This window comes from Fructilactobacillus sp. X8R2C1, from assembly GCF_059900955.1.
In genome coordinates this window covers 370297-394063 of sequence record NZ_JBWXVI010000001.1, presented here as the reverse complement: position 1 = coordinate 394063, position 23767 = coordinate 370297, and the positions used below count along the sequence as shown (strand labels likewise).

25 protein-coding genes are annotated in these 23767 nt (G+C 42.0%); 10 read left to right on the top strand and 15 right to left on the bottom strand.

Annotated features, from left to right (window positions below; genetic code table 11):
- The first annotated feature begins 147 nt into the window (after window positions 1-147).
- Window positions 148-654 carry a type 1 glutamine amidotransferase domain-containing protein gene (locus AC6UD6_RS02040; RefSeq protein WP_500695500.1) on the top strand — a complete coding sequence of 169 codons (507 nt, stop codon included), beginning with the start codon at window positions 148-150 and terminating at the stop codon, window positions 652-654.
- Window positions 655-707: 53 nt separating this feature from the next.
- Here the strand turns inward: AC6UD6_RS02040 and pyrC are convergent, their stop codons facing one another.
- Both pyrC and AC6UD6_RS02030 read right to left on the bottom strand, forming a co-directional pair.
- A complete protein-coding gene (pyrC, locus tag AC6UD6_RS02035; protein ID WP_500695499.1) occupies window positions 708-1982 on the bottom strand; it encodes a dihydroorotase in 1275 nt (424 codons plus the stop codon).
- A complete protein-coding gene (locus tag AC6UD6_RS02030; protein ID WP_500695498.1) occupies window positions 1979-2929 on the bottom strand; it encodes an aspartate carbamoyltransferase catalytic subunit in 951 nt (316 codons plus the stop codon). The genes pyrC and AC6UD6_RS02030 overlap by 4 nt, the downstream gene beginning before the upstream one ends.
- A 379-nt stretch (window positions 2930-3308) precedes the next feature.
- Between AC6UD6_RS02030 and AC6UD6_RS02025 the strand changes: the two genes are divergently transcribed.
- Window positions 3309-4250, top strand: a complete 942-nt coding sequence (locus tag AC6UD6_RS02025; RefSeq protein WP_500695497.1) for a dihydroorotate oxidase — start codon at window positions 3309-3311, stop codon at window positions 4248-4250.
- 76 nt (window positions 4251-4326) lie between these two features.
- Here the strand turns inward: AC6UD6_RS02025 and AC6UD6_RS02020 are convergent, their stop codons facing one another.
- Window positions 4327-4449: a hypothetical protein gene (locus tag AC6UD6_RS02020; protein ID WP_500695496.1), complete on the bottom strand. Its 123-nt coding sequence runs from the start codon at window positions 4447-4449 to the stop codon at window positions 4327-4329.
- 10 nt (window positions 4450-4459) lie between these two features.
- Window positions 4460-5035 carry a hypothetical protein gene (locus AC6UD6_RS02015; protein WP_500693257.1) on the bottom strand — a complete coding sequence of 192 codons (576 nt, stop codon included), beginning with the start codon at window positions 5033-5035 and terminating at the stop codon, window positions 4460-4462.
- A gap of 122 nt (window positions 5036-5157) precedes the next feature.
- Between AC6UD6_RS02015 and AC6UD6_RS02010 the strand changes: the two genes are divergently transcribed.
- Window positions 5158-6006 (top strand): hypothetical protein, encoded by an 849-nt coding sequence (locus tag AC6UD6_RS02010; protein WP_500695495.1) that lies wholly within the window; start codon window positions 5158-5160, stop codon window positions 6004-6006.
- Between the two features lie 58 nt (window positions 6007-6064).
- On the opposite strand, the gene AC6UD6_RS02005 is transcribed toward AC6UD6_RS02010, so the two are convergent.
- The 3 genes from AC6UD6_RS02005 to AC6UD6_RS01995 form a co-directional block, all read right to left on the bottom strand.
- A complete protein-coding gene (locus AC6UD6_RS02005) occupies window positions 6065-6409 on the bottom strand; it encodes a hypothetical protein (protein ID WP_500695494.1) in 345 nt (114 codons plus the stop codon).
- A complete protein-coding gene (locus AC6UD6_RS02000) occupies window positions 6402-6677 on the bottom strand; it encodes an AbrB/MazE/SpoVT family DNA-binding domain-containing protein (RefSeq protein WP_500695493.1) in 276 nt (91 codons plus the stop codon). The genes AC6UD6_RS02005 and AC6UD6_RS02000 overlap by 8 nt, the downstream gene beginning before the upstream one ends.
- A 210-nt stretch (window positions 6678-6887) precedes the next feature.
- Window positions 6888-7415 (bottom strand): DUF308 domain-containing protein, encoded by a 528-nt coding sequence (locus AC6UD6_RS01995; protein WP_500695492.1) that lies wholly within the window; start codon window positions 7413-7415, stop codon window positions 6888-6890.
- Window positions 7416-7662: 247 nt separating this feature from the next.
- On the opposite strand from AC6UD6_RS01995, the gene AC6UD6_RS01990 reads away from it, so the two are divergent.
- Genes AC6UD6_RS01990 through AC6UD6_RS01975 form a run of 4 tightly spaced genes read left to right on the top strand, consistent with a single transcriptional unit; the run spans window position 7663 to window position 10485 of the window.
- Window positions 7663-8040 carry a helix-turn-helix transcriptional regulator gene (locus tag AC6UD6_RS01990; protein WP_500695491.1) on the top strand — a complete coding sequence of 126 codons (378 nt, stop codon included), beginning with the start codon at window positions 7663-7665 and terminating at the stop codon, window positions 8038-8040.
- A gap of 20 nt (window positions 8041-8060) precedes the next feature.
- The gene (locus tag AC6UD6_RS01985) at window positions 8061-8936 is read left to right on the top strand and encodes an ABC transporter ATP-binding protein (RefSeq protein WP_500695490.1); all 876 of its coding nucleotides are present in this window, start codon (window positions 8061-8063) and stop codon (window positions 8934-8936) included.
- Window position 8937: 1 nt separating this feature from the next.
- Complete coding sequence (locus AC6UD6_RS01980) at window positions 8938-9696, top strand: ABC transporter permease (protein ID WP_500695489.1); 759 nt, start codon at window positions 8938-8940, stop codon at window positions 9694-9696.
- An 18-nt stretch (window positions 9697-9714) separates the two neighbouring features.
- Window positions 9715-10485, top strand: a complete 771-nt coding sequence (locus AC6UD6_RS01975) for an ABC transporter permease (RefSeq protein ID WP_500695488.1) — start codon at window positions 9715-9717, stop codon at window positions 10483-10485.
- A gap of 82 nt (window positions 10486-10567) precedes the next feature.
- Here the strand turns inward: AC6UD6_RS01975 and AC6UD6_RS01970 are convergent, their stop codons facing one another.
- Together AC6UD6_RS01970 and AC6UD6_RS01965 are read right to left on the bottom strand one after the other, a co-directional pair.
- Window positions 10568-11209 (bottom strand): NAD(P)H-binding protein, encoded by a 642-nt coding sequence (locus AC6UD6_RS01970; RefSeq protein WP_500695487.1) that lies wholly within the window; start codon window positions 11207-11209, stop codon window positions 10568-10570.
- 17 nt (window positions 11210-11226) lie between these two features.
- A complete protein-coding gene (locus AC6UD6_RS01965) occupies window positions 11227-12426 on the bottom strand; it encodes an MFS transporter (RefSeq protein WP_500695486.1) in 1200 nt (399 codons plus the stop codon).
- A 227-nt stretch (window positions 12427-12653) separates the two neighbouring features.
- On the opposite strand from AC6UD6_RS01965, the gene AC6UD6_RS01960 reads away from it, so the two are divergent.
- Both AC6UD6_RS01960 and AC6UD6_RS01955 read left to right on the top strand, forming a co-directional pair.
- Window positions 12654-13889 (top strand): aminopeptidase, encoded by a 1236-nt coding sequence (locus AC6UD6_RS01960; RefSeq protein ID WP_500695485.1) that lies wholly within the window; start codon window positions 12654-12656, stop codon window positions 13887-13889.
- Complete coding sequence (locus AC6UD6_RS01955) at window positions 13889-14770, top strand: glycosyltransferase family 8 protein (protein ID WP_500695484.1); 882 nt, start codon at window positions 13889-13891, stop codon at window positions 14768-14770. The genes AC6UD6_RS01960 and AC6UD6_RS01955 overlap by 1 nt, the downstream gene beginning before the upstream one ends.
- 70 nt (window positions 14771-14840) lie before the next feature.
- On the opposite strand, the gene AC6UD6_RS01950 is transcribed toward AC6UD6_RS01955, so the two are convergent.
- Both AC6UD6_RS01950 and AC6UD6_RS01945 read right to left on the bottom strand, forming a co-directional pair.
- Window positions 14841-15761, bottom strand: coding sequence for a prenyltransferase (locus AC6UD6_RS01950; protein ID WP_500695483.1), 921 nt, complete (start codon window positions 15759-15761; stop codon window positions 14841-14843).
- A 23-nt stretch (window positions 15762-15784) separates the two neighbouring features.
- The gene (locus AC6UD6_RS01945) at window positions 15785-16699 is read right to left on the bottom strand and encodes a prenyltransferase (protein ID WP_500695482.1); all 915 of its coding nucleotides are present in this window, start codon (window positions 16697-16699) and stop codon (window positions 15785-15787) included.
- A gap of 105 nt (window positions 16700-16804) precedes the next feature.
- Between AC6UD6_RS01945 and AC6UD6_RS01940 the strand changes: the two genes are divergently transcribed.
- The gene (locus AC6UD6_RS01940; RefSeq protein ID WP_500695481.1) at window positions 16805-17782 is read left to right on the top strand and encodes a polyprenyl synthetase family protein; all 978 of its coding nucleotides are present in this window, start codon (window positions 16805-16807) and stop codon (window positions 17780-17782) included.
- 8 nt (window positions 17783-17790) lie between these two features.
- On the opposite strand, the gene cydC is transcribed toward AC6UD6_RS01940, so the two are convergent.
- Genes cydC through AC6UD6_RS01920 form a run of 4 tightly spaced genes read right to left on the bottom strand, consistent with a single transcriptional unit; the run spans window position 17791 to window position 23747 of the window.
- Entirely contained in the window at window positions 17791-19530 is a 1740-nt protein-coding gene (gene cydC / locus AC6UD6_RS01935) for a thiol reductant ABC exporter subunit CydC (protein WP_500695480.1), read from the bottom strand.
- Window positions 19523-21265: a thiol reductant ABC exporter subunit CydD gene (gene cydD, locus AC6UD6_RS01930; RefSeq protein ID WP_500695479.1), complete on the bottom strand. Its 1743-nt coding sequence runs from the start codon at window positions 21263-21265 to the stop codon at window positions 19523-19525. Before cydD ends, cydC begins: the two co-directional genes overlap by 8 nt.
- 20 nt (window positions 21266-21285) lie before the next feature.
- On the bottom strand, window positions 21286-22311 hold the full coding sequence (gene cydB / locus AC6UD6_RS01925; protein WP_500693274.1) for a cytochrome d ubiquinol oxidase subunit II: 1026 nt from the start codon (window positions 22309-22311) through the stop codon (window positions 21286-21288).
- Window positions 22308-23747, bottom strand: coding sequence for a cytochrome ubiquinol oxidase subunit I (locus AC6UD6_RS01920; RefSeq protein ID WP_500693275.1), 1440 nt, complete (start codon window positions 23745-23747; stop codon window positions 22308-22310). The genes cydB and AC6UD6_RS01920 overlap by 4 nt, the downstream gene beginning before the upstream one ends.
- Window positions 23748-23767 lie beyond the last annotated feature (20 nt).

Below are 23767 nucleotides of genomic sequence, written 5' to 3'. Positions count from 1 at the left end.
ACATTAATTATAGCGGCTTTCCGTGAGAAGTGTAAATCAAATTTCCGTTAAGTTTCATTGGTTCTAAAATTGTGATAAATTGTTAAGCAAAATATTTTCCCTGAAATTTCATTCCATGTAAAATTATAGGTAAGGAAGTGATAAGAAATGGCTAAAGTAGCTGTACTTGTAACTAATGACGTTGAAGATGTTGAATTGACTTCACCAGTCGAAGCATTGAAAAAAGCTGGTCACGATATTACGATCATCGATAAGAAGGCAGGCGAAGAGATTACTGGTAAACACGGACACAAGACCAAGGTTGACGCTGGAATTGCCGATGTTATGCCGGAAAGCTTTGATGCTTTGCTAGTTCCCGGTGGCTTTTCACCAGATCAACTGCGGGGTGACCCACGGTTTGTTAAATTTGCGAGAAGTTTCTTGTTAGCTGACAAGCCAACGTTTGCAATTTGTCATGGTCCCCAATTGTTCATGCAAACGGGACTGGTTAAGGGTCGCACGATGACCGCTTATAAAACCGTTCAGACTGACATTTACTACGCTGGTGCCATTGTAAAAGATGAACCGGTTGTAAAGGATCACCACTTGATTACGAGTCGAACACCGGATGATTTGGATCAGTTCAACGCTGCCATTGTCGAAGACTTAATTTAAACTAGCAATAGTAAAAATGCTTTACGTATTTAATTACGTAAAGCATTTTTTAATTATGGGTGGTAAACGATTTGGCCGTTAACAAAGGTCATGAGGTTCTGCGCGTCAACTTGCTCGCCAATAAACGGCGAATTAATTCCCTTTGATTTCATGTTTTTGGTTGTAATTTGATGCGGCGCATTTAGATTCCAGACTGAGAAATTGGCGTGATTACCAACCTTGATTTGGTTTTCTTTTGAGAGATTGAAGGAGGCGGTTGGCTTACTACTCATCCATTCTAATAGTTGACTCAGAGTCACCTGGCCGGTTTTAACCAGTCTGGTGTACAGCAGTGGGAAGGCCGTTTCGGTGCCGGTGATCCCGAAAGCCGCATCGTTAAAAGAATTCCCCTTGTCAGAGACGGTGTGAGGAGCGTGGTCGGTCGCAATCATGTCGATGGTGCCGTCAAGCAATCCATCTAGTAACGCTTGCCGGTCTTTTTTGGTTCTCAGTGGCGGATTCATCTTGTAAATGGGGTTGTCACTGGTAATCATGGTGTCGTCTAATAACAGGTGATGCGGGGAAACCTCAGCGGTGACGTTGACGTCATCCGCTTTAGCTCGTCGAATTAGTTCTACACTGCGCGCCGTTGAGACGTGACAGACGTGGTAATGAACACCGCTCGTCCGTGCTAGTTCGAGGTCGCGAGCTAGTTGGCTGGTTTCCGTCACTTCGGAAATACCCGTTAGGCCTAGTTTTTTAGCTGTTAATCCTTCATTAATGACGCCGCCGTTCATTAACGAGCGGTCTTCGACGTGGGCGGCCAGAGGCAATTCAGTTTGAGCGATTTCTTTCATGGCCTTGTACATGGTCTGGGCGCTCTGAATCCCAATCCCATCGTTACTGAAAGCTATGGCTCCAGCCTGTTTCATCTCGGCAAAGTTCACGAGTTGGTCACCACGTTCGTTGTAAGTGACGGGGGCAAACTGTTTCACGTTGATAGCGCCCTGTTGCAGGTTATGCTCAATCATCGTCCTTAGTTTATCAGGAGTATTGGGGATGGGTGTGACGTTTGGCATGGCACAGACGGTCGTGTAACCACCGTGAGCGGACGCTTTACTACCGGTTTTGACGGTTTCCTTTTCCGTTTGACCGGGGTCTCTGAAGTGAACGTGCACGTCCACCAAACCGGGCAGTACCACCTTATTCATGGCGTCAATGACCCTGTCGGTTTGCGTTGGCTCAATTTGAGGTTTGATTTGTTTAATAACACCATCATCTAACAGTAAATCACACCGTTTGAGCGCTTGATTTTGAAAAAGTTGCCCGTTTTGAATTAAAATTTTCATCGTTCGTCAATTCCCTCAATATCTGCTTTATTCACAATGCCCTTATTAACGAGGACGTCGGTCAAAATGGCCATGCGCATGTACATCCCGTTCGTCATCTGTTTAAAGATTCGGGACTTGTCGGCTTCCACGAGGTCGGAATCAATCTCAATCCCACGGTTGACGGGAGCGGGGTGCATGATGATGGCGTTATCCCTCATCGTTTGGTAGCGTTCCTTGGTTAGGCCAAATTGTTCGTGATAACTGGTGGCGTCAAAGTTTGCCAGTTCTTTTCCGAGGCGTTCCTTTTGCACCCTGAGTAACATCACGATGTCGGATTTGTGAGCCAGTTCGTCAACGGTTAAATGCTTACCGTACTCCTTAAATTTCGGGTCGTACCACTGGTCGGGACCCGCAAACGACACGTTCGCTCCGAGTTTAGTTAAAAGTTCCATGTTGGAACGGGCCACTCGGGAGTGGTTTAAATCGCCAATGATCCCGACGTTTAAATCCTTGAAGGTGCCAAATTCCTGGTAGATAGTCATCATGTCGAGGAGTGATTGCGACGGGTGCTGGCCACTTCCGTCACCACCGTTGACCACACTAATTTTCAGGTTGTCGTCCAGTAGTTGTTGGTAGTACTCGTTTTCGGGATGCCGAATCACCGCGATGTCAACGCCAATCGCCTGAAGCGTTTTGATGGTGTCTAAGAGGGTCTCACCCTTGGTGACCGAACTGGTATCCGCGTTAAACTGGAGGACCTGGATTCCGAGTCTGCGTTCCGCCATCTCAAAGCTGGTGTGCGTTCTGGTACTGTTCTCAAAGAAGAGGTTCATTGCGTAGGTGGGGCGGTTTAGGTGCACCGATTTGCCTTCTTTAAAGAGTTGCGCCAGTTTAATCTTATGTAAAACCTGTTTCTCGTCCATGTCAGAGACCGTCACTAAGTCATGCTTGTATGAATATGCCATTTTATCCTCCTAGATTTTCACTTGGTTGAATTACATAAATAAAGGGCCTACTACAAATTAACGTAGCACGCCCATTTTTTGACATGACCAGTTAACTTTTCAATCTCTCTGGATTGAATTAAAGTAGTCTCGATTTATTTGATAAATACTCTAACTAAATTGACGTAGAAAGTCAATTATTTTTTAGGCAGGTTTTCTAAGTTGACAATTGAGGGTGGGGGTCGTTATGATAATGACAATCAATCTTTAATTGGTTCAGAGAATCCAAAGATTATTCATCCTAATTAAACTAATCGCGGTCGCAACTATGACAAATGGGAACTTCTCTGAATGCCCACTAATAGTTGTGACTTTTTATATACCAAAGGAGTTATTTACAATGGATCACATTTCAATTGCAGCACAGATCGGTAACGAGACGTTTGCCCATCCCTTTTTAAATGCCGCTGGAGTCTTTGACGAAACCGCTGAAGAGATGAATCAAATCCTGAAATCCGAAGCTGGTGGCGTGACGACCAAGAGTGCCACGTTAGAGCCACGTGAGGGGAACCCCAAGCCGCGCTATGCCGAAACAGAATTTGGCAGTATCAATTCCATGGGACTGCCAAACAAGGGACTGACATACTATCTCGATTACATTAAACAGAATCAGATTGATAAGCCAATCGATTTATCAATCTCAGGAACCTCCCTTGGTGACAACATTACGGCTTTAAGAAAAATTCAAGATAGTAGCTTTACCGGTCTCTGTGAACTCAACTTGTCGTGTCCGAATGTGATTGGCAAGCCCCAGATTGGTTACGACTTTGCGGCCGTTCACGCGGCCATGGAAGCCATTTTTAGTTTTTATACCAAGCCACTGGGCCTCAAGTTACCACCGTATTTTGACTTACAACAATACGACGTCGTAAGTAAGATTTTAAACCAGTACCCCTTGACCTACATCAACACCATTAACAGTGTGGGTAACGGCTTAATTGTGGACGCTGACACCGAATCAGCAGTCATTTCCCCCAAGGGTGGTTTTGGCGGCATCGGTGGTTCATACGTCAAGCCCGTGGCGTTAGCTAATGTACGAGCCTTCAGAAAGCGTTTGAAGCCAGAAATCAAGATTATCGGAACTGGTGGCGTTAGCACCGGAAAGGACGCCTTTGAGTTAATCCTGTGTGGTGCTGATGTGGTTGAGGTCGGAACGGCCCTTTTAAAGGAAGGCCCTGAAATCTTTTCACGTTTGGATTCTGAACTGACAGATATCATGCTTCACAAGGGCTACCATCAGTTGTCTGATTTTCGGGGGAAACTCAAGGAGCGACAAGATTAGAATGATTTTAAATGCTAATATTAACGAAAAGGTGATCACACGATCGAATCGCGTGATCACCTTTTTAGTTTGAACCTTAAACTGCGTTTGAAATTTCACCAATTGGACCGGGAATTAACAGTACTAACGCCATGCAGACGAGTAGTACGATTACAAGTACAACAGCGATGGCAATAATAATCTTAGTTGACTTGGGCATAAATCTCCTCCTAATCATTTTTGATTAGATCAGTCAAAAAGATGAGCTCCCATGAATTGAAACACACAATCTCGATCTTTTTTAGTTTGATCTTGTGTTCCTCATTTAAAATGGGGTCAAACGGATCGTCAACGGCTCGTGAAATCAGTGAGAAATTGGACGGTTCTCGATTTTTCATGTAGCCGATGCGGTCTTTTTTCTGGTTCTTCTTGTTAATTGTGACGACTTCAAAATTCACTTCACTCCGTGACAGATAATCAAGGACCTCCTGAAGTGGATTCTTAAAAGGAAGGTCTTCAATTGTTTTAATTTGTGGTGTATCCTTAAGCCCATATTCAGTCGCAAGGGTCCGATACTCGATCATCTGTTTTAAGTACGGAGTTCCCGTGTTAAAAACCGGAACTTCTTTCGTCAGATCGATTAATTCGTAGTTATCAAGACGACCTTCGAGGTCAATGGTCCTCATCAGCGCATACTTGTCGTTATGTTTTAAAATGTAACCAACGTCGAATTTATTTTTCCGTTCATTTTCAAAGTATTCCACCATCGTGGTGGGATTGAGTTCATCAATATCAATGTCTTCCATTTTATTCACCTCCTGGGCTCAATTTCATCATACCCAAACGCTCACGATAGTACAAACATTTAGAAAATTGAGTTTAATTGGGTGTAAAATAGATACCAGAAGAACTAATAAAGGGGAATTTCATGTTAAAAAAACTTGTCAAGACGCGTCAATTCAAAACGTTATCGCTGGAATTCGTGGCGTATGCTTTCGTCATTTTAGACTTACTTTATTATGAAGCTTTTCACCTGTCGGCTGAGATTGGTCTAATCTTCATTTTTATGGCGGTTCCAATGGCTTTCTTTGAGTCAAAGGGGAAGGGTTATCAGTGGTCGTGGCTCGCGGCTTCGACCTTGATTTGTGGAGCAGCCGCTTCCGTAATGAATCGACCGTACTTTGTGTTGGCTGTGCTGTTCTTTACCGCCGTTTATGCCTTCATGATTTATCACCCGATTAGTCTGTATCCTAAGTTTTGGATGATGTTGATCTACTGGATGGTGTTCATCTTGGGATGCGACATCATCACGTGGACGGGACGCAAGATTAACATTGTGACCGAGAGTCATAAGCAACTTTTGAGCGCTAATCTTGAAATTATTGGAATTACCCTGTTAGTGATGGTGATTTTGACGGCAATCGGCTACTTCTTGATTCGTGGGCAGTTAGAACCTTTGCTCATTAAAAACAGCATCATGTTCTGGATTAACGTGGTGTTGAGCGTCCTGTTGGTCATTCAGTCGGCGGTCGTGGTTTTCTGGCTGAAATTTGGACCGTTTCACCTTCACCTTGGCCCGCATTCCATCATCGGTGGTTTTACGATGGTGGGTGGCAGTTTGATTGCCCTCTTGATTTACATTGAACTGGTGTTTATTATCATTAATTCAATTTGGTCCAGTTACACGATGGGCAAATGGCAGGTTGTTAGTAGCTTTGTTTACTTGGATCTAGTGCTTGTGTTTATCATGCTGCTTCTGGGAAACTCATTAATTTAAATAAGATTGACAAAAGAAAATGGCTTCACGTATTTGGGTACGTGAGGCCATTTTTGGTTTAATGTAAGTTCTTTAATTTTTGTACAAAGTCTGTTATTCCATTAGCATCTATAGCAGTTAGTTTTCCTATGGGTGATTCATTTATGATTGCTTTTTTATCAATTGATCTTAAAACTCCACAATCAACATATGATTGCTTTTTTAATCCTGCAATTTTCCATTCGACAATAGGATAATAAGACTTTTTTATAGTAGCTGACTTTGTTTTATATCTAGAAGTTATTGGAAAGTATCCAATTTTATTTTTGTCTAATGTTCCCAACACTAGAAGTGGTCTATCTTTAAATCCATTTTGGGTAATGAAAGTTACTCGTGCAATATAAATTTCAAATTGATCAACCATTGAGACCCCAGTCGACTAATGCTTGATCATCAGTATTATCATTAATAACAATCTCGCCCTTAGCATTGGTTTTAGTTTTTTTGGCGGGGACTTGATTTAATATGCTATTCCAAACAGATTTATTATCTCTTTTGGTAATTACGATTGAGTTACCTTTAACTGTAAGACAAATATTTGTACTGTCAGTTATATCTAATTCTTTTCGTACGCTAGCAGGAATAGTAACTTGACCTTGTTTAGATATTTTAGTATTTACAACTGGTGTCATTATATACCTCTCTTTACTTAAACCGATTTACCTTTTAACTACATTAATTGTATCTTTATTAGTTAGATAATACAAGTAAGTTTGTTTAAAATAAGTGCTCGTGTTTATCATGCTATTTTTGGGAAATTCATTAATTTAAATAAAATTGACAAAGTAAAATGACCTCACGTATTTGAGTACGTGAGGTCATTTTTGGTTTGACTCTTTTAGCTAAAATGCCATTACCAACAACTTAATTCCTTCAACTATGAAGTAGATGCCAATGAAGATAATAACAACGGCGTTTGAAAGGTATGGGGTAAACAAAAGGATAATTCCAATGATGATTCCGATAATACCGGCCGTTACGATTAACCAGTAGTAACGTTTGGCTGATTTCTGTTGTGCTTTGGTTGCCGAGTAGATGCTTAGACCAGAGTCAACGATGAACCAGATCGCAAAGGCGATGGCGATGAGGTAGAAGCCAAATGAGCGGCTGAATAACAGGATCAGACCAATGATGATATCGATAATTCCATTAATGATAATCAAATATCCCGAAACATCAAAGTTCTTTTGCAGTTGATGATGAAGCACCAAGTGATACAGGCCAATGCAGAGTGCCACGATTCCTAAAATAACGGCTAGTGCCTGCAGTGTGGCAAATGGCTTGATGAAGACAAAGAGTCCAGCGGCAACAAAGATAATTCCCGCAATTAAGGCCCATCCATCAAAACCTTTTTCTTTTTCATTAAACATATAAAACGCTCCCTTTATTTAAAGCTATTACGTGGTCAATTATAACGTAGTTTGTAGGGAATGGTGTAAATAAAAAGCAGCTAACTGCACGTTGATAGTGTGTGATTTGGGAACATTTATGCACCTAACTATGCAAACATTAATTAACATAATTCCACCTTAGAAGTGCTATTCCTTATAAAGGAGTGCTTTATTATTTTTCTGTCTACGTTATATTTAAATTAATAAAACTTAAAGGAGTACATAAATGAAAATTATTTTTGCTCAGCAATTACAAAAATTACGAAAAGAAAAGGGAATTTCTCAAGAAGAGTTGGCAAATGATTTATATGTGACCCGTCAAACAGTTTCGAAATGGGAACTTGGTGAAACTACTCCAAATTTAAATACAATTGAGAAAATTGCCAAAATTTTTCAAATTCCAGTAGAGGTGTTGTTATTTGGTAATAAACCAGATAAAAATTCATCTAATCAAAATGGATACAATTCTCCTCAAAACGTTAACGAAAGATATCATCCGATTAATAATGTGTGGGAATTCTTAGCTAGATATTGGTGGATTGTTTTAATTTTGATTTTAGTATCTGGATTTGTGTTTACTGTCTCAGAAATGTTCCATAGTTAAGTTTATAGAGAGGAATTGGTATGCTTTCAGTAAAAGATATTAGTGTTTCTTTTGGGAAAAATCATGTTTTGAAAAATGTTTCATTTGAAGTTAAATCTGGTGAAATTGTAGGTTTAATCGGTCCTAATGGAGCCGGTAAAAGTACGATTATGAAAACAATTTTAGGTCTTCTAAAGTTTAAGGGGTCAGTTTCCTTAAATGGTCAAAGTGTCACCACTACTAACCATATTGCACTGAAAAAAGTGGGAGCGTTGGTTGAAAATCCAGCTATTTATCCATTTTTAACAGGGATGGAGAACCTTAAACTATATAGTAAAGATTCAACAGATATGTATCATATTGTTTCGTTATTACAGATGAATTCATACATTGACCAAAAATCTAAAAATTATTCTATTGGAATGAAACAAAAATTGGGGATTGCAATTGCTTTATTAAATAAGCCTGATTTAGTTATTTTGGATGAGCCAATGAACGGTTTAGATATTGAAGCTACCATTAGTGTTAGAAAGATCATTAGGGAATATGCCCAAAATGGGACTGCCTTTTTAATTTCTAGTCATATATTATCAGAATTACAGAAAGTCATGACGGATATTTTAATTTTAAAAAATGGCAAAATAATTTTAAGTAAGTCATTACAAGAAATTTTTGAAACTAATGATCAAAAATACCGATTAATTACACGAAATATGAATAAGACAAAAGATATCTTAAAGAAATTCAAAGTTGATTTTATTGATGAAAGTGATTTTTATGTAATTAATCGAAGCAATTTGGATAAAATTCAAGAAATTCTGGCTGATAATAGTATTTATCTTGAAGAGTTGACTCCTGATAATGGTAATTTGGAAAAGATTGTAGTCCAAATTCTGGAGAAAGAGGGGGTTCAATAGAATGATTGCCAGTTTACGACATGAATTTTATAAATTTGTTCACCAAAGATTACCCTTATATGGAATTGCGATTTTGTTTGTTTTAATGCTTTACAGTGCCATAACGAGAAATAATGACAATTTAGTGGTTACACAAGGCTTCGGTATGGGCCAATGGTCCATCGTGATTTTAATTGCGATTGCGTCTGATTTTATTGCCATTGAATACCGTAATCATACTATTAGTACTCTGTTTTATAAAACATCTAATAAATTCAAGATTTATTTATCTAAGTTTATGATTGTGATATTTTATGGAATAACTTTATTAGGACTTGGTTCCTTTGTGACTTTGATATTTACATTCTTTTTAGCTAATCAAGAATTTTCCTGGTTTTCGCTTGTTAATGATCAACATACTGTTTTAATTTCCCTCTTATTGAATGTCATTGGTTATCTATTGTATATGATTTTTGTGATTGCACTTACTTTTCTTCTTATTTGTTTAACTCAAAATGAATCGTTTGTAATTGCAATGGGACTATTAATCGTGTTTTTAGGATCGAATATCTCAACCGCCATCATGAAAAGCATCCCGACTTCAGTCAATTTTATAAAATGGAATCCGTTGAATATGATTTATGTAATTAATCAATTATCTAATAAAAAGTACTTCCTATTTTCAAATTTAAGTAATGTTCAGTTAATAATAGGCACGCTTATTTATGGACTAGGATTTTTTGTTGTTGGGTATTTTATTTTTAAGCATCAACGAATTTAAAATGGAGGGGATCTAGTTATGCTACGTTGTTTACATCAGGAATTTTATAAAAGTATTCATCGAAAAATTGTTTATATTACACCATTTATAATTCCCGTTTATATGCTCATTGTTAAGATGGCTTCTGGTAATCAACAAAATAATTTGTTAGCTATGACAAATGACGATTCTAATCAGATTATTCCCTTAGTGTTAATCATAGTTTGTTCGACACTTTTTACGATGGAATATCAGAATAATGCGATTTTAACGATCCTTTATAAAGCTCCGCAAAAAGCTGACGTTTATTTTGCTAAAGTACTGATTGCATGTAGTTATGCGATAATATTACATTTATTTTCAATAATTTGCTTTTTTATTTTCCAGTTAGTTCAGTTAACTTCTTTGTCGATAAATTGGTTAGATTTATATCAATATCACAGTCCGTTAATTATAAATATGATTATTTTTAATTTAGTGGATTTGGTTGCATCTTTATTGATAATTAGTTTGGTATTTATTGCATCGTGCATTATTAATTCAAATGCGGTAGTTATTACAACTAATATTCTCATCGTTTTGATTGGTCAATTCGTCTCAGGCAATTTAGTAGATAAAAGTGATTCATTTTCTAATATATTAAAATGGAATCCCTTTAATATGCTGAACTTGACTAATCAATACTATAACTACGGAACTTATCATTTAACAACTCTTTTGAGCAATGGTCAATTAGTGATTGGAACATTGGGATGGTCACTCACATTTTTAGTGTTAGGGTACATAATTTTTCAGAGAAAAAGTTTTTGATTAATATTTTTTATAAATAACGAAAAATACCTTTAGATTGGATTGATAAAATCCATCTAAAGGTATTTATATTGTTTAACTTTTAATAAAATGAAGGTTTGGAAAGATCCTCAGTACCAGGTTCAACCACGCCAATGTCTTCACGTTGGTATTTACTTGGGTCTTCGATGATGCTGACGATTAACTTGGCAATGGCTTCCCGGGTGACTTGCGCACCCTTAAACGGTTTACCAGCGGGGATAACTTCGTATTTTTCGTTGTTCTTGTCGTTATAAAGCCAAGTCATCTTCAAGTAGGTGTAGTCAATGTCGGAATCAAGCAGTTCCTTATAGGCTTTCTTGGGATCGGCGTAGGTACTGCCAATCATCTCGTTGTTCCATTTCTTAAATGGCCCAACGACCGTATCGTCAACGTCCAGGAGACCAGCGACGATTAATCGTTTAACATCTGTCTGATCCATGGCCTTGATAATGGAACTCATTGCCTCAGCGTGAGGGACATCCGAAAAGACGATGTCTTGGCCCTTCATGACGCTTGTCAAGGTTTCATCATCATTGATGTCACCGTCAACGACAGTTTCTCGTTTGGGGTCACTGACAGTTAACCGACTTTTAGCGTTACGAGCTAGTAGGGTCATATCAACGTCGGTGTCCTTTAGTAATTTTTGAATTACGATGCTAGGAATTTGTCCCGCGGCACCTAAGATTAGTACTTTTTTTGCCATATGCAATTCCTCCGTTTCTATTCATCACTTTTAACGCCCTTAGTGTGACGCATTTCGTAACGAACTACAAATGTTATGAACGCCGAAAACAGCAAAATAATGGCGACAATCGTGTAGGGATAGTGCGGGTTAATGTCCATTAGAACCCCGGAAAAGATGGGTCCGATGATGTTACCAACACTGGTTAGTGACATGTTTAAGCCGTTGATTAACCCCTGATTGTTTTTGCCAAAGCGGGTTAAAAGCGTGGTGATGGCTGGTCGCAAGACGTCGAAGGCACAGAAGACGACTAGAGTGGCAATGATAACTTCAATTTTGCTGTGAGCAAACAGAATCCAGACGATGCAGATGGAACTGAGGATGAAACAGTCACGAATCAGCCCTAGTTCACCGCGCATTCGGACTAAGCGGTCGAAGAAGACGACCTGAAGGACCAGAGAAATCATCCCGTTGATGATTAGGACGACGGCAATGTTATCAAGGGTAAAGTGAAAGACCTGGTTCACGTAGATCGTGTAGATACTTTCAAAGCCCTGCAGGCCAAATGATGAGATTAAAATCATGGCAAAAAGGGCAATCATGGCCCCGTTTAGGATGGATTTCAAGCCCTTTTCGGTGATGTGGACTTCCTCCATGACGGGATTTTTTTGGTTGGTCTGTTTGATGTGCTTGGGAAGTCCTACGACAAAGAAGATGACAGCGATGATGCCAAGGACGCCCGCAAACCAGAACGGCGTCTTGTACCCAAACTTGGCAAGGGCACCACCAATCCCGGGACCGATGATTAAACCACCACTAAAAGCGGCCGATAGTAGGCCGATGACCTTGGCCCGTTGTTCTGAAGATGACAGGTCAGCGGCCATTGCCATGGACGTTGGCACCACCATTGCGGCCGAAATTCCACCAATTAGTCGGGAAATATCGAATAACAGCAGCGTGTTAGAGGCCGCAAACATCATTTCCGAGACGGAATAAAGGATTAGACCTCCAGCCAGAATTGGTGCTCGTCCAATCTTGTCTGAAATCCGGCCCACAAACGGCGATCCGATGAACTGAGCTAAGGCGTATAGTGAAGTCATGGTTCCCATCTGAGCGGTGGTTAGATGATATTCGTTTTTAATGAAGGGTTCGACTGGAATTACCAGACTCATCCCTAAACAAATGATAAAGTTCGCAATAATCAGGATGAAAATTGCTCGTTTGGCAGCTTTTGACACGTCGATCCCTCCCGTTTCGTTAAGTAATATCATCCATTTTAGCACGGTATCACGCGCTTGCTCCAGTCCCTTTCTGAGAAATTGTGAAGTCAGATAAGTTGAAAAGCCGTGGCTTCGGACTTACATTCCGTAAGTTAAATTTTGATTGCAAAGCGTTACACTTATTAATTGTAATTGAAAATAAAAATCAATAGAATGGATGCAACGAGAGAAGAAGGGATGATTACATGAAGAAGGAAGAATTAGATCGTAATTTAAAAAAGTATGCGGAATTGATTGTCAAGGTCGGAGTAAACGTCCAACCGGGCCAGACGGTCGTTCTGTATATCTCTGATCATCACCAGGACTTGGCCCACATGATTGTGAAAGAAGCCTATAAAGCCGGGGCATCCGATGTGATGGTGAAGTGGGACGATACCTTTGTTTCTAAGCAGTTCTTAGAACACGCTAGTGACGACCGGTTGGAAAACATTCCCCAGTACATGATTGATGAGGCCAACTACATCGTTGACAAGCATGCCGCACGGATTTCGGTTCTATCTGAAGACCCGGCGGCGTTTGCCAAAATCGATCCCAAACGAGTTGCTACAAACTCTGCTGCCATGGGAAAAGCCACCAATGCAGTCCGCGTAGCAACCCAGAATAATGACCTGACTTGGACGGTAGTAGGAGCTGCTGATAACGCATGGGCGAAACAAGTTTTCCCAGATTTACCAGAGGACGAAGCGGTTGACAAGTTGTGGCGGGAAATTTTTAAAACGGCCCGAGTTGATAACAACGATCCCATTCAGGCTTGGGAAGACCACAAGAACCAACTCCAAGAAAAGGCAGCTTGGTTAAATGAGGAACAGTTTGACACACTGCAGTACCATTCCCCACGAACTGACATGGAGGTTGGATTACCCAAGCACCACGTCTGGGTCGGGGCTGGCAGTACCAGTGTTGACGGCATTAAGTTCATGCCCAACATGCCAACCGAAGAGGTCTTCACTGCTCCTGACAAACGCCGCATTAACGGTCACGTCACTTCAACGAAACCGTTAAGCTATTCTGGCACTTTGATTGAAGACATGGAGTTCACTTTTAAGGACGGACAGGTCGTAAAGGCTACTGCCAAGAAAGGGCAAAAGACACTTGACCACCTCCTTGCCACCGATCCGGGAGTTCGTTCGCTCGGCGAAGTTTCACTGGTGCCGGATCCTAGTCCAATTTCACAATCGGGGATCATTTTTTATAACACCCTGTACGACGAAAATGCCAGTGATCACATGGCCCTGGGCGCTGCTTATCCATTCAGCGTTGTTGGTGGGACCGAGATGAGTCCGGAAGAACAAGACCAGGCTGGCTTAAATAGCAGTCAAGAACACGTTGATTTCATGATGGGTTCTGACGACATGAACATCGACGGTGTTAAAGCTGATGGGACGGTCGTTCCCGTCTTTCGTAACGGAGACTGGGCCTAGTGAAAAAACCAACTGAAGTGGCTCATCCGCTCACGGTTGCGTCCACCACTGACAACAACATGGCACTGCCGCTGGCGATTAATTACACTTCTATCCTTTTAAACAATCCGGACGTGGATTTTGAGTTTTTTGTCGTCAACGATCATTTAAGTCCCAAAAATCAGAACTTAATTGCCACGCTTCCGAAGCTTTTTAGAAACTGTCGAACGGTGAAATTTTTAAAGCCCCACGAGGACCGCTACCAGAAGGCCAACACGGACGCCCCAAACAGCATCATCAAACGCAATACTTACTATCGCATTGATATTCCAGAAGAAATTGACCGTCCCAGGATTCTCTATCTTGACGCTGATATGATTTGTGTGGGAAACATTGATGAACTTTATCACGTTGATTTAAATGGGAAAGTAATTGGGGCCGTTGAAAATGCGGGTTATTTGGACCGCTTGCGTGAAATGGGAGTCAGTGAGAAAACTGGCCACTACTTTAACGCCGGCTTGTTACTAATTGATACCAAGAAATGGCGTAGCGCTGGTATTTCACAAAAAGCACGCGGACTTGCGAATGACCATCCGGAAATGTTGCGGTTTCAGGACCAGGATGCCTTAAATGCCATTTTTAACGGTGATTGGCAGTCATTACCCTCCAAGTACAACGTGCAAAGTAACCTTATTAAGGGCAAGTACCGCAAAAGTGAGACGACGGACGGTCAGCGTTCTCAAGTAGAGGCGTTGGATCATCCCGTCATTGTGCACTACACAAACTTCGATAAGCCGTGGATTGTCAAGGTGGATCATCTGCATCCCTTGAGAAGTCTGTATGATGAGTACCAAAATAAATTACTGAATCAACTAGCGTGGTACGTTAGTAATCATCACTAGTTTTAAACCTAAAAAAGCACTTCAGAAAATTCTGAAGTGCTTTTAGTTTATTTAAAGAAGTGCTTTTGGTTTATTTAAATAGGTAGATGATGATGGTGCCAATCATGTACGTCAAAATGTATAACATAACGATCAGTGAAACGTTTTTAACGATGACGTTATAAATTTCTCCCTTGTTTTGATTGAAGTTAAACACTTTGACTTTGGTCCAAACGTAAGGATAAATTAGAATGGTCAGTAGGGCAAAGTAGGGAACAATGCCGACTGCCAAAGAAAGAATTGGAATGACGATGATTGAGAGCCAGTAGACCCAGTCAAACACCCTAATGGCGTTCTTTTTCCCGATGTAGTCGACTAACGTATGACGGTTATTTCCAATGTCTTGTTCGAGGTCACACGTGTCGTTTGCGAGTTGAATGATGAAGAAGAGGATAAACGGTAATAGCGTCACCAAAAAGGCGTCCAGCACACTCATAATGGTGAAGTTCCATCGGTGGATGCTTCCCATGTACATATAAATGAGTGGGACAAAGAACGGAATTAACGTGGCGACCGCTAACTCACAGAATGGGGTGGCATCTAAGGGCTTCGGACCCGCCGAGTACGCCAGTCCCAATAGAAAACCAATCACACCAATGACCAGCGTGGGCCAGCCAGTAAAGTAACTGAGTATCAAACCGGCGATGATAATGAAAGCGGCAAAACCGTACAACCAGTGCCGAATCATCGTGAGGCTCAGATGATTACTCCCAATGGTGCTCGTACTGTGCTTGTAGTCTGTCTTGTCGGTGGCGTGTTCGTAGTCTTCGAGGTTGTTCTGCATGTTTAAAAAGAGGTGCAGGGCGATGACAATCACGAAGGCACAGATGGCATACAGCCAGTTAAACGAGCCGTAGTAATAATAAGAAAAACTAGCCGCAAGTATGAGCCAGGTCACGTCCAGCGGTGTTGTGTAAATCTCAGTTAGTTGATAAAAATACTTCCAGGTCATGATTTACCTCCAGTGTAAATGAATTAAAGAAAGATTTTGATGATGGTTCCGATCATGTAAGTAATGATATACAACCCCATTAACATTGTTACCCCACCAACGATTTGATGATAGACTTCTTGCTTGTTCTGGTTGGTTTGAAAAACTTTAACTTTCTTCCAGGCCAGCGGATAAGCCAAAATAATTAAATTTGAAATGATTGGGACGTATCCAAAGAAGGATAAAATTGGTATGATTAAGATTGTCAACCAGAAAACAATTGTAAATAATTTAATTGCGTCTGATGGTCCGATGTAATACACCAGGGTGTAGCGATGATTTCCGATGTCTTCTCTTAGGTCACAGGTGTTGTTGGCGAGTTGGGTGATGTAGGCAAGCACAAACAGGAACATGGTGACCAAGAAGACGTCGACAACACTGTCCCATGAAAAGTGAAAGCGATGAATGCTTCCTAGATAGACGTAGACCAGCGGGTCAAAAAACATGATTAGCATTCCGGTTGCGAGTTCACAAAATGGGGTGGAGTCCACTGGTCTTGGACCCGCCGAGTAGGCTAGTCCGAGGCCAAAGCCGATGATGCCGATGATTAGCGTCGGCCAACCGGTGAGGTATGCGAGCGTGAGTCCAAGGACGGCGACAATTATCCCCATTATTACGACCCATTTCCAGATCATCCGGGTACTTAGGTGGTACTTACCAATGATACTGGTGGCGTGCTTGTAGTCGGTCACGTCGGTTGCGTGTTCGTAGTCTTCCAGGTTGTTATGTAGGTTTAAAAACAGATGCATCAAGAACACGATGAAGAAGGCCCAGATGGCATACAGCCAGTTAAAGGAACCGTAAAAGTAGTACGAAAAGCTGGCACAGAACAGTAGGATTAAGACGTCGACTGGGGTGGTGTACATCTCGGTTAGTTGATAAAAGTATTTCCACTTCATTGTTTTGCCTCCGAAAGTCATTGTTAATGTTATTATTATTAAGGATAATGCTGTTATTATAGTACCATGAAAATATCGTAAGGTTACCATAAAAAAGGAAAAGACATGAAAACAACCATTTGGAATAAATTTCCTGAAATTGAATCTGAACTGGTTCAAGTTCAATCACTCATAAGTAAAGAGATTCAGGTTCCTGAGGCCGAGTTTAAACGGGGAATCGAAGAACTAATTAACGGAAACGGCAAGATGCTAAGGGCGGCGCTCCTGTTAATCGCGGGTAACTTTGGCACGGAAGCAGTTGAGCGAGAGAAACTCCTCCAGGCCGCTGCTTCAATTGAGGTCATTCATTTGGCTTCTTTGGTCCACGATGACGTCATTGACCAATCGGACCTAAGACGGGGAGAAGATACGTTAAACGCTCAATTTGGCCAGCGCGAAGCCATCTACCTGGGTGATTACCTGTTCACGAAATACTTTGAAATGCTTTTGGACTATGCCCCGAGTTTTGATAATTTGCGTTACAACGTTGAAAGCATGAAGGACGTCTTGTTTGGCGAGTTGGCCCAAGACGAAAGTAAGTATGATTTAGACCGAAGTGAACAGGACTACTTTGATTCAATTCAGGGAAAGACGGCGGAACTCTTCAAAGTGGCAATGGGGGAGGGCGCCATCCTTTCAATGGCTGACAATAACACCGTCCAGATTGCTGAGCAGATTGGTTTGAATTTTGGGATGGCGTTTCAGATTCGAGACGACCTCCTAGACTTTGAGCCAGACGTTGAAACCGAAAAGCCCACTCTGCACGATGCCAGTGAGGGCGTGTATACCTTGCCCGTCATTGAGACTTTCAAGACCGCTGACGGTCCGAAGTTAAAAAAAATCCTAAAAAAAGACCAGCTTAAAAAAGCTGATCTAAAAGAAATTGCTAAAATTGTGAGTGACAGTGGCGGAATGCAAGCGGCACGTCATATTTATACGCAGTACTTAGACGACGCTTTTGACCTAATTGCGCAGTTACCACAATCTGAGAGTACCGCTGTCCTTAAAACCATCATTTCGGAATTGTTTCAGTATTCTAAATAACCGAATAATTACTTACCAACGTCCATTGCGTACAGTCTACGATAACGGGCGTTATTTTTATACAATGCTTGCGGGTTTCCTTCCATCTTGATGACGCCGTTTTCAAGGAAGATGACCTCATTCATTTCGTCTAAGCCTTGAAGGTGATGGGTAACCCAAATCATGGTTTTGTCTTTTAAAACTCGACTAATGGTGTTAATCAGGTTATTTTCGGTAATCGGGTCCAGTCCCACCGTGGGTTCATCGAGTAGGACAATTGGATTGTCCTGCAAGAGGATGCGGGCGAGCGCAATTCGTTGCCGTTGTCCGCCAGAGAATCTGATTCCGTTTTCCTTGACGTTCGTTTCATAGCCGTCTGGTAGTGATTCAATGTAATCAGACAATCCTACGGCCTTGATGGCCCTTTTGACGTCTTCGTCAGTAGCGGTTTCGTTTCCGATTCGGACGTTGTTTAAGACCGACGTGTCAAATAGAAACGGACTCTGATCCAGCACACTGAACCACTTATAGCTGTCAGACTCAAACTTGTAGGCATCGATGTTGTTGATTAAGACGTGTCCAGTCGTTGGCGTAAGTGCTCCGGTTAAAAGCTGCAAGAGGGTCGTCTTTCCAACTCCGCTGGGTCCGATGATTGCTAACTTGTGGTGTTTATCAATCTTAAACGAGACGTCTTTGATGATGTCACTTGGATCATCTTGGTAGTGAAAAGTCACGTGATCGAGTTTAATGGAATTAAAGTCAGATGGGGCGGGCAGCTTTTCGTCTGAGACGTACGGTTTCCTCTCTTCGTCTGAAAGTTGATTCAAGTGGACCACCGAATCACTGTACATTGGCCACTCTTCTAAGGCTTGAGAGACCGGGACGAAGGCGTCCATCAACGGAAAGATTCCCATGACGAAGGCGGCCGCGTAGTTAACGAGTTCCTGTGACCCCTTGAAGTACAGGTTAGACCAAAGCAGGGTCCCGATGATGACGATTGCGAAGACCACTTTAATGAGAAATTCACGATTCCACTCAAATAAGTGGGTCTGATCGTTAGACTTGGCAATCTTCGGGTCGTTTTTTCTGACATGATTAAGAAAGCCCTTTTCTCGTCCAGAAATCATCCAGTCCGCGATTCCAAGGGTTGAATCCGTCAGATTTTCATAAGACTGGTGGAGAAGCGACTTCTGGTATTCCTTAGAAGCCCCCCGCATGGCCTCAGAGGCAAGTGGGACAAAGAACAAAATGATGGTAAACGCAACGAACATGAAGATGGCGTAGGGCCAACTAATGATGCCTAAGGCCACAATGATGATGATACCCGTGATGTAGGCCACAAGGGTTGGAAATATGGTTCTCAGGTACAGGTTTTCAAGGTGGTCAATGTCGTCGGCTAGGACGCCTAGTAAATCACCGGTCTGAAATTTCTCACTCAAAAAAAGGGCGGATGATTCCAGGGTAGTGTAGAGCCGTTTTCGAAGGGCGGACGTTACCTTTAAGACCCAGTTATGACTGTTTAGTCGCTCTAAGTACTTAAAGACCGGTCGGCCAATTCCGAAGGCCCGCGTTAAGATGACCGGGACGTAAACGATCAGGATGTTGTAGGGATGAGTGGCCGAACGACTAATTAAGTAGCCGGCAACGAACATCAATCCAATCCCACACCCAAAGGTCAAGACGCCGAGAAAGAAGACCCAGAATAACAGGACCTTGTACTTGGTCAGGTATGGTTTAATCCACGTATCGTTTTTAAGTAGTTTACGCATTGTTTCCACCTCGAATCTCACTAATCAATTGCTTGTAGGCTCCGTTTTGGTTGGATAATTCAGTTTGAGTTCCTTGTTCAACGATTTTGCCGTCTTCCATGACTAGAATGTAGTCCATTTCGTTCATCCAATGAAGTCTGTGGGTCGCAAAGATGACGAGGTGGTTTTTGAAGATCGGAACCATGGTTTGTTTTAGTTGATATTCGGTTTCAATGTCCAGATGGGCGGTTGGTTCATCTAACAGGAGAATGGTTCGATCGGTATCAAGCAAGGTTCGGGCCAGGGCAATCCGTTGGGCCTGACCACCACTAATGCCTCTCCCACCTTCACCAATCTTGGTGTTCGCCTTATCTGGGAGACTGGCAACAAACTTGGATAGTCCCGCTTTTTCGATGGCCGAGTTAATGGCGTAAGCCTTAGCATCGGGTTTATAAAAGGCGACGTTTTGGGCAATGCTTCCGGCAAAGATGTATGGATCCTGGGGGATGTAACTGATGTGCTTCTGCCATTCCGATTGAGCGAGACTGTCAATTGCTTGACCGTCAACGTTGAATGGGAGATGACCGTTTTCGTTGGTTGGAGACAGCCAGCCTCCAAGGAGGTTTAAAAGCGTGGACTTCCCTGAACCAGACCGACCCACGATTCCGATGTTAACGAATCCGTTCAGATTGAAATTGGCATCAGCGATATTGTCCTCCTTTTGGTCGTAACTGAAGTTTAAGTCACTGACCTTTAAGGTACTGTCCTTAGTCCAGTTGTGAAAGTTGGTTAGTTTAATTTTGCTGGTTGGACTTGGTAAATCCAGAATCTTGTTAATGTCAATCAGGGCATTTTTGCCGTCCAAAGTGGCATGGTAGTCATTTCCGTAATCTCTGACCGGTAAAAAGTAGTCCGGGCAGAGAATTAGGATGATTAGGGCTGGAAGCAAGGTCACCGTTCCGTTAATTAATTTCACACCTAATAAGACGGCCACGATGGCAATTGACATGGTCGTAAAGAAGTCGAGGGCAAACGTCGATAGTAAAGCGACTCTTAACACGCTCATCGTGCTCTTTCGGTAATTTTCACTAACCCGATAGATGTTGTCTCCGTAGGATTTACTGAGGCCAAAGAGTTTGAGGGTCTTAAGTCCCCGCATGCTGTCGATGAAGTTATTGGACATCTCTTTAAAGCCGGAATACTGTCGGTCAGATTTAGCCTGAGCTGCGAGTCCTAGAATAATCATGAACAAGATGATTACCGGGAAGACCAGTAGCATCACGACCGCTGAGAGCCAGTTAACGAAGAAACAGTACAAAAGGATGATCCAGGGAATGACTGCCAGGTTAATGGTCTTCTGCAAGATGAGGTTAAGGTAGTTTTCGACCTTATCAATCCCTTCAAGTGCTAGGGTTACCATGTGACCTGATCCGATGTTTGAGACCATGGCGGGTCCTAGTTCGAATTCTTTTTGTAGGAGTTGTTCTTTTAACTGACTACTAGCCTGACTGGCAAATTTATCGGTAATTTGATTTTCAATTCTTGTGATCAGGTATCTTAATGCGAAAGCAACAAAAAAAGATAGCACAGGTATGGTTAACGCTGCTATCTTTTTTTGTTCCCAAGTAAGCACCATTGCCTGTGAGAGAAAAAGGGCTTCTAGAATGATAGCGACCGATTGAACGACTGCTAGAATACTTAGCTTGGCAATTAATTTTTTGACCCCAGGAATTGATAGAAGTTGTTTATCAAACATGTTTTATCAATCCTTAATTTTTAATATCCAGAATTGGCATCTTCCATATCTTTAAGCGAAATGCGATGCCATTGTGAGACGTAACTCCAGGTAAAGTAGATCGCGATGAGCGGTAGGAGGATACATGCCACGATGGTCATTACAACTAACGTATATGGTGATGAAGAAGCGTTTGCGATTGAAATCGTGTGAACTGGATCATTGGCACCCAATACGTTAGGGAATAAACCAATAAAGATCAGGATTACTAGTAAGGCGAGGGTGCTGGTACTTGCAAGATAAGCTTGTACTTCATGACCAGAACCACTAGCAATTTGACCCCAAATAGTTGTAGCAACGATTAATGCTAATACTACTACAGTTGAGACCAAATGTGTCTCGAAAAAGTTGGTTTGGAAATATAAAGCAATCACAACTAGAATTTCCACTGGGTATGCCAACCAGTACAGGTTGGATGCCATTGCTGAGGCGTGGTATCGAATTAAGCCCGCCGTGTGCAAGGAAATGTAGTGAAGGCCTTGGTAGAGACATAATGCAGTTACCGTGATTCCACCAAGGATTGAAAGTGGGTTAACAACGTCGAAGAAGGTGACGTAGATGTTACCCTGACCATCCATTGGCAAACTTTGAATCATGTCGGTAAAGAGCATTCCGAACAGGAAGGGGATGAAGACACTTCCGAAGAAGTTGGCCCACATCCATCGGTTTCGGCCCTTTTTGGTTTCCGCGTTTTCTGAGAATTCAAACGAGACTCCCCGAAAAATCAAGGCCACCAGAATAAAGAACAGCAGGAGATAAAATCCGGAGAACAACGAGGCGTACCACATTGGCATCGCCGCAAACATTGAACCACCAGCGGCAACCAAGAAGACTTCGTTTCCACTCCAGTGGGGTCCAATCGTTCGAAGTACCAAAGCTGCTTCGTCGTAATTACTAGCCAGAAGTCTTGTTGACATTCCGGCCCCAAAATCAGCTCCATCGAGAATTAAGAACAGTGCAAACAGTAATCCGATTAAGAAATACCATAAAAGTTGTAATAAACTCATTTCTCAAAAGCCTCCTTTGAAAATGGATCTTCGGTATCGTAGCTCTCGTGATCGCCGACACCTTCAGGCCCCTTGTAAAGTGATTTTCGTGCGTAAATAAACATGAAGACACCCAAAGTGGCAAATAAGAAGAAGTAAATAATAATGGTAAAGAGCACGGAAGCTGCCGTCGTACTTGGCGAAACCGCTTTGGCAATTGGCAGTAATCCGTAGACAACCCATGGGTCACGACCTCTTTCAGTAACCAGCCAACCACAGGTGTTAATAATGAACGGTCCAAATGTTCCAACCGTCAGCAGTAGAGTCAACCACCACTGCTTCCCAATCGTATTCTTCTTTTTCCTTGAGAACCACAGTCCACAGATGGCTAAGAAAGCTAGTGTCATTGCACCAAATACCATGATTCTAAATGAGTAGAACAAGGTGTTTACTGGTGGGTAGTAGTTCATATCTTTGCCAAACTGACTATTCCACTTCTTGTGTAATTTTGCATTAGTTTCATTCATACCAGTAACCGATCCACTTAGCTTGTGGTAGGTCAAGATGTCCATCATGTATGGAATCTCAATCTTGAAACTAGCACGGTGTTCGTTAGTATGAGCGAATTCAACGGCCGTCCAAGCAGCTGGACTTTTAACATTTTCAAATTCACCTTCAGCAGCGGCGAATTTCATTGGTTGTTGATGGCTTAAGTAAAGCATCTGTTGGTCTCCACTAAGGAAGCTACCGCAGACAGCAATCAAACCAACAACTAAACCAATTCGCATTGATTTTCTGAAGAAGTCGGGCCACTTCTTTCTAAAGATCATCCAAGCCGATGCACCAGCAACGATGAAGCCACCGGTAACACAGGCTCCGAAGATCACGTGGGGAAATTCGTACCAGAGTTGTTGGTTGGTCAGGATGGCGCTAAAACTAGTCATTAAAGCGTGACCGGTCTTAGGGTCAATCCGGTAACCAACTGGATGTTGCATGAAACTGTTGGCTGATAGAATCCAAAGTGCTGAAATGGCTGACCCAAAGAAGACCAACCAAATCATCAGGGCGTGCCAAGCAGGTTTTAATTTGTCCCAGGTGAACATCCAAACCCCGATAAACGTTGATTCCAAGAAGAAGGCCAACAGAGCTTCAATGGCTAACGGCGCCCCGAAGATGTCACCCATAAATCTTGAGTAATCAGACCAGTTCATCCCGAACTGGAATTCTTGAATCAAACCAGTTACAACTCCGACCGCGAAACTAAGTAAGAAAATCTTACTCCAAAATCTCGTCATCGTCTTATAGACTGGTTTTTTGGTCACCGCATAGAAGGTTTCCATGATTGCAACGATCAATGCCAATCCAATTGACATTGGGACGAAGAAGAAATGGAAAATCGTGGTTTCAGCGAACTGAATCCGCGCTAGCGGCAAAACACTTAAACCTAAATTAAGCATTGTGAATAGTTCCTCCTTAA

Excerpts from the sequence above, each read along its gene's own strand:
- AC6UD6_RS02040 (WP_500695500.1), top strand. The coding sequence starts at position 148 with ATGGCTAAAGTAGCTGTACTTGTAACTAATGACGTTGAAGATGTTGAA.
- pyrC (WP_500695499.1), bottom strand. The coding sequence starts at position 1,982 with ATGAAAATTTTAATTCAAAACGGGCAACTTTTTCAAAATCAAGCGCTC.
- AC6UD6_RS02030 (WP_500695498.1), bottom strand. The coding sequence starts at position 2,929 with ATGGCATATTCATACAAGCATGACTTAGTGACGGTCTCTGACATGGAC.
- AC6UD6_RS02025 (WP_500695497.1), top strand. The coding sequence starts at position 3,309 with ATGGATCACATTTCAATTGCAGCACAGATCGGTAACGAGACGTTTGCC.
- AC6UD6_RS02020 (WP_500695496.1), bottom strand. The coding sequence starts at position 4,449 with ATGCCCAAGTCAACTAAGATTATTATTGCCATCGCTGTTGTACTTGTA.
- AC6UD6_RS02015 (WP_500693257.1), bottom strand. The coding sequence starts at position 5,035 with ATGGAAGACATTGATATTGATGAACTCAATCCCACCACGATGGTGGAA.
- AC6UD6_RS02010 (WP_500695495.1), top strand. The coding sequence starts at position 5,158 with ATGTTAAAAAAACTTGTCAAGACGCGTCAATTCAAAACGTTATCGCTG.
- AC6UD6_RS02005 (WP_500695494.1), bottom strand. The coding sequence starts at position 6,409 with ATGGTTGATCAATTTGAAATTTATATTGCACGAGTAACTTTCATTACC.
- AC6UD6_RS02000 (WP_500695493.1), bottom strand. The coding sequence starts at position 6,677 with ATGACACCAGTTGTAAATACTAAAATATCTAAACAAGGTCAAGTTACT.
- AC6UD6_RS01995 (WP_500695492.1), bottom strand. The coding sequence starts at position 7,415 with ATGTTTAATGAAAAAGAAAAAGGTTTTGATGGATGGGCCTTAATTGCG.
- AC6UD6_RS01990 (WP_500695491.1), top strand. The coding sequence starts at position 7,663 with ATGAAAATTATTTTTGCTCAGCAATTACAAAAATTACGAAAAGAAAAG.
- AC6UD6_RS01985 (WP_500695490.1), top strand. The coding sequence starts at position 8,061 with ATGCTTTCAGTAAAAGATATTAGTGTTTCTTTTGGGAAAAATCATGTT.
- AC6UD6_RS01980 (WP_500695489.1), top strand. The coding sequence starts at position 8,938 with ATGATTGCCAGTTTACGACATGAATTTTATAAATTTGTTCACCAAAGA.
- AC6UD6_RS01975 (WP_500695488.1), top strand. The coding sequence starts at position 9,715 with ATGCTACGTTGTTTACATCAGGAATTTTATAAAAGTATTCATCGAAAA.
- AC6UD6_RS01970 (WP_500695487.1), bottom strand. The coding sequence starts at position 11,209 with ATGGCAAAAAAAGTACTAATCTTAGGTGCCGCGGGACAAATTCCTAGC.
- AC6UD6_RS01960 (WP_500695485.1), top strand. The coding sequence starts at position 12,654 with ATGAAGAAGGAAGAATTAGATCGTAATTTAAAAAAGTATGCGGAATTG.
- AC6UD6_RS01950 (WP_500695483.1), bottom strand. The coding sequence starts at position 15,761 with ATGACCTGGAAGTATTTTTATCAACTAACTGAGATTTACACAACACCG.
- AC6UD6_RS01945 (WP_500695482.1), bottom strand. The coding sequence starts at position 16,699 with ATGAAGTGGAAATACTTTTATCAACTAACCGAGATGTACACCACCCCA.
- AC6UD6_RS01940 (WP_500695481.1), top strand. The coding sequence starts at position 16,805 with ATGAAAACAACCATTTGGAATAAATTTCCTGAAATTGAATCTGAACTG.
- cydC (WP_500695480.1), bottom strand. The coding sequence starts at position 19,530 with ATGCGTAAACTACTTAAAAACGATACGTGGATTAAACCATACCTGACC.
- cydD (WP_500695479.1), bottom strand. The coding sequence starts at position 21,265 with ATGTTTGATAAACAACTTCTATCAATTCCTGGGGTCAAAAAATTAATT.
- cydB (WP_500693274.1), bottom strand. The coding sequence starts at position 22,311 with ATGAGTTTATTACAACTTTTATGGTATTTCTTAATCGGATTACTGTTT.
- AC6UD6_RS01920 (WP_500693275.1), bottom strand. The coding sequence starts at position 23,747 with ATGCTTAATTTAGGTTTAAGTGTTTTGCCGCTAGCGCGGATTCAGTTC.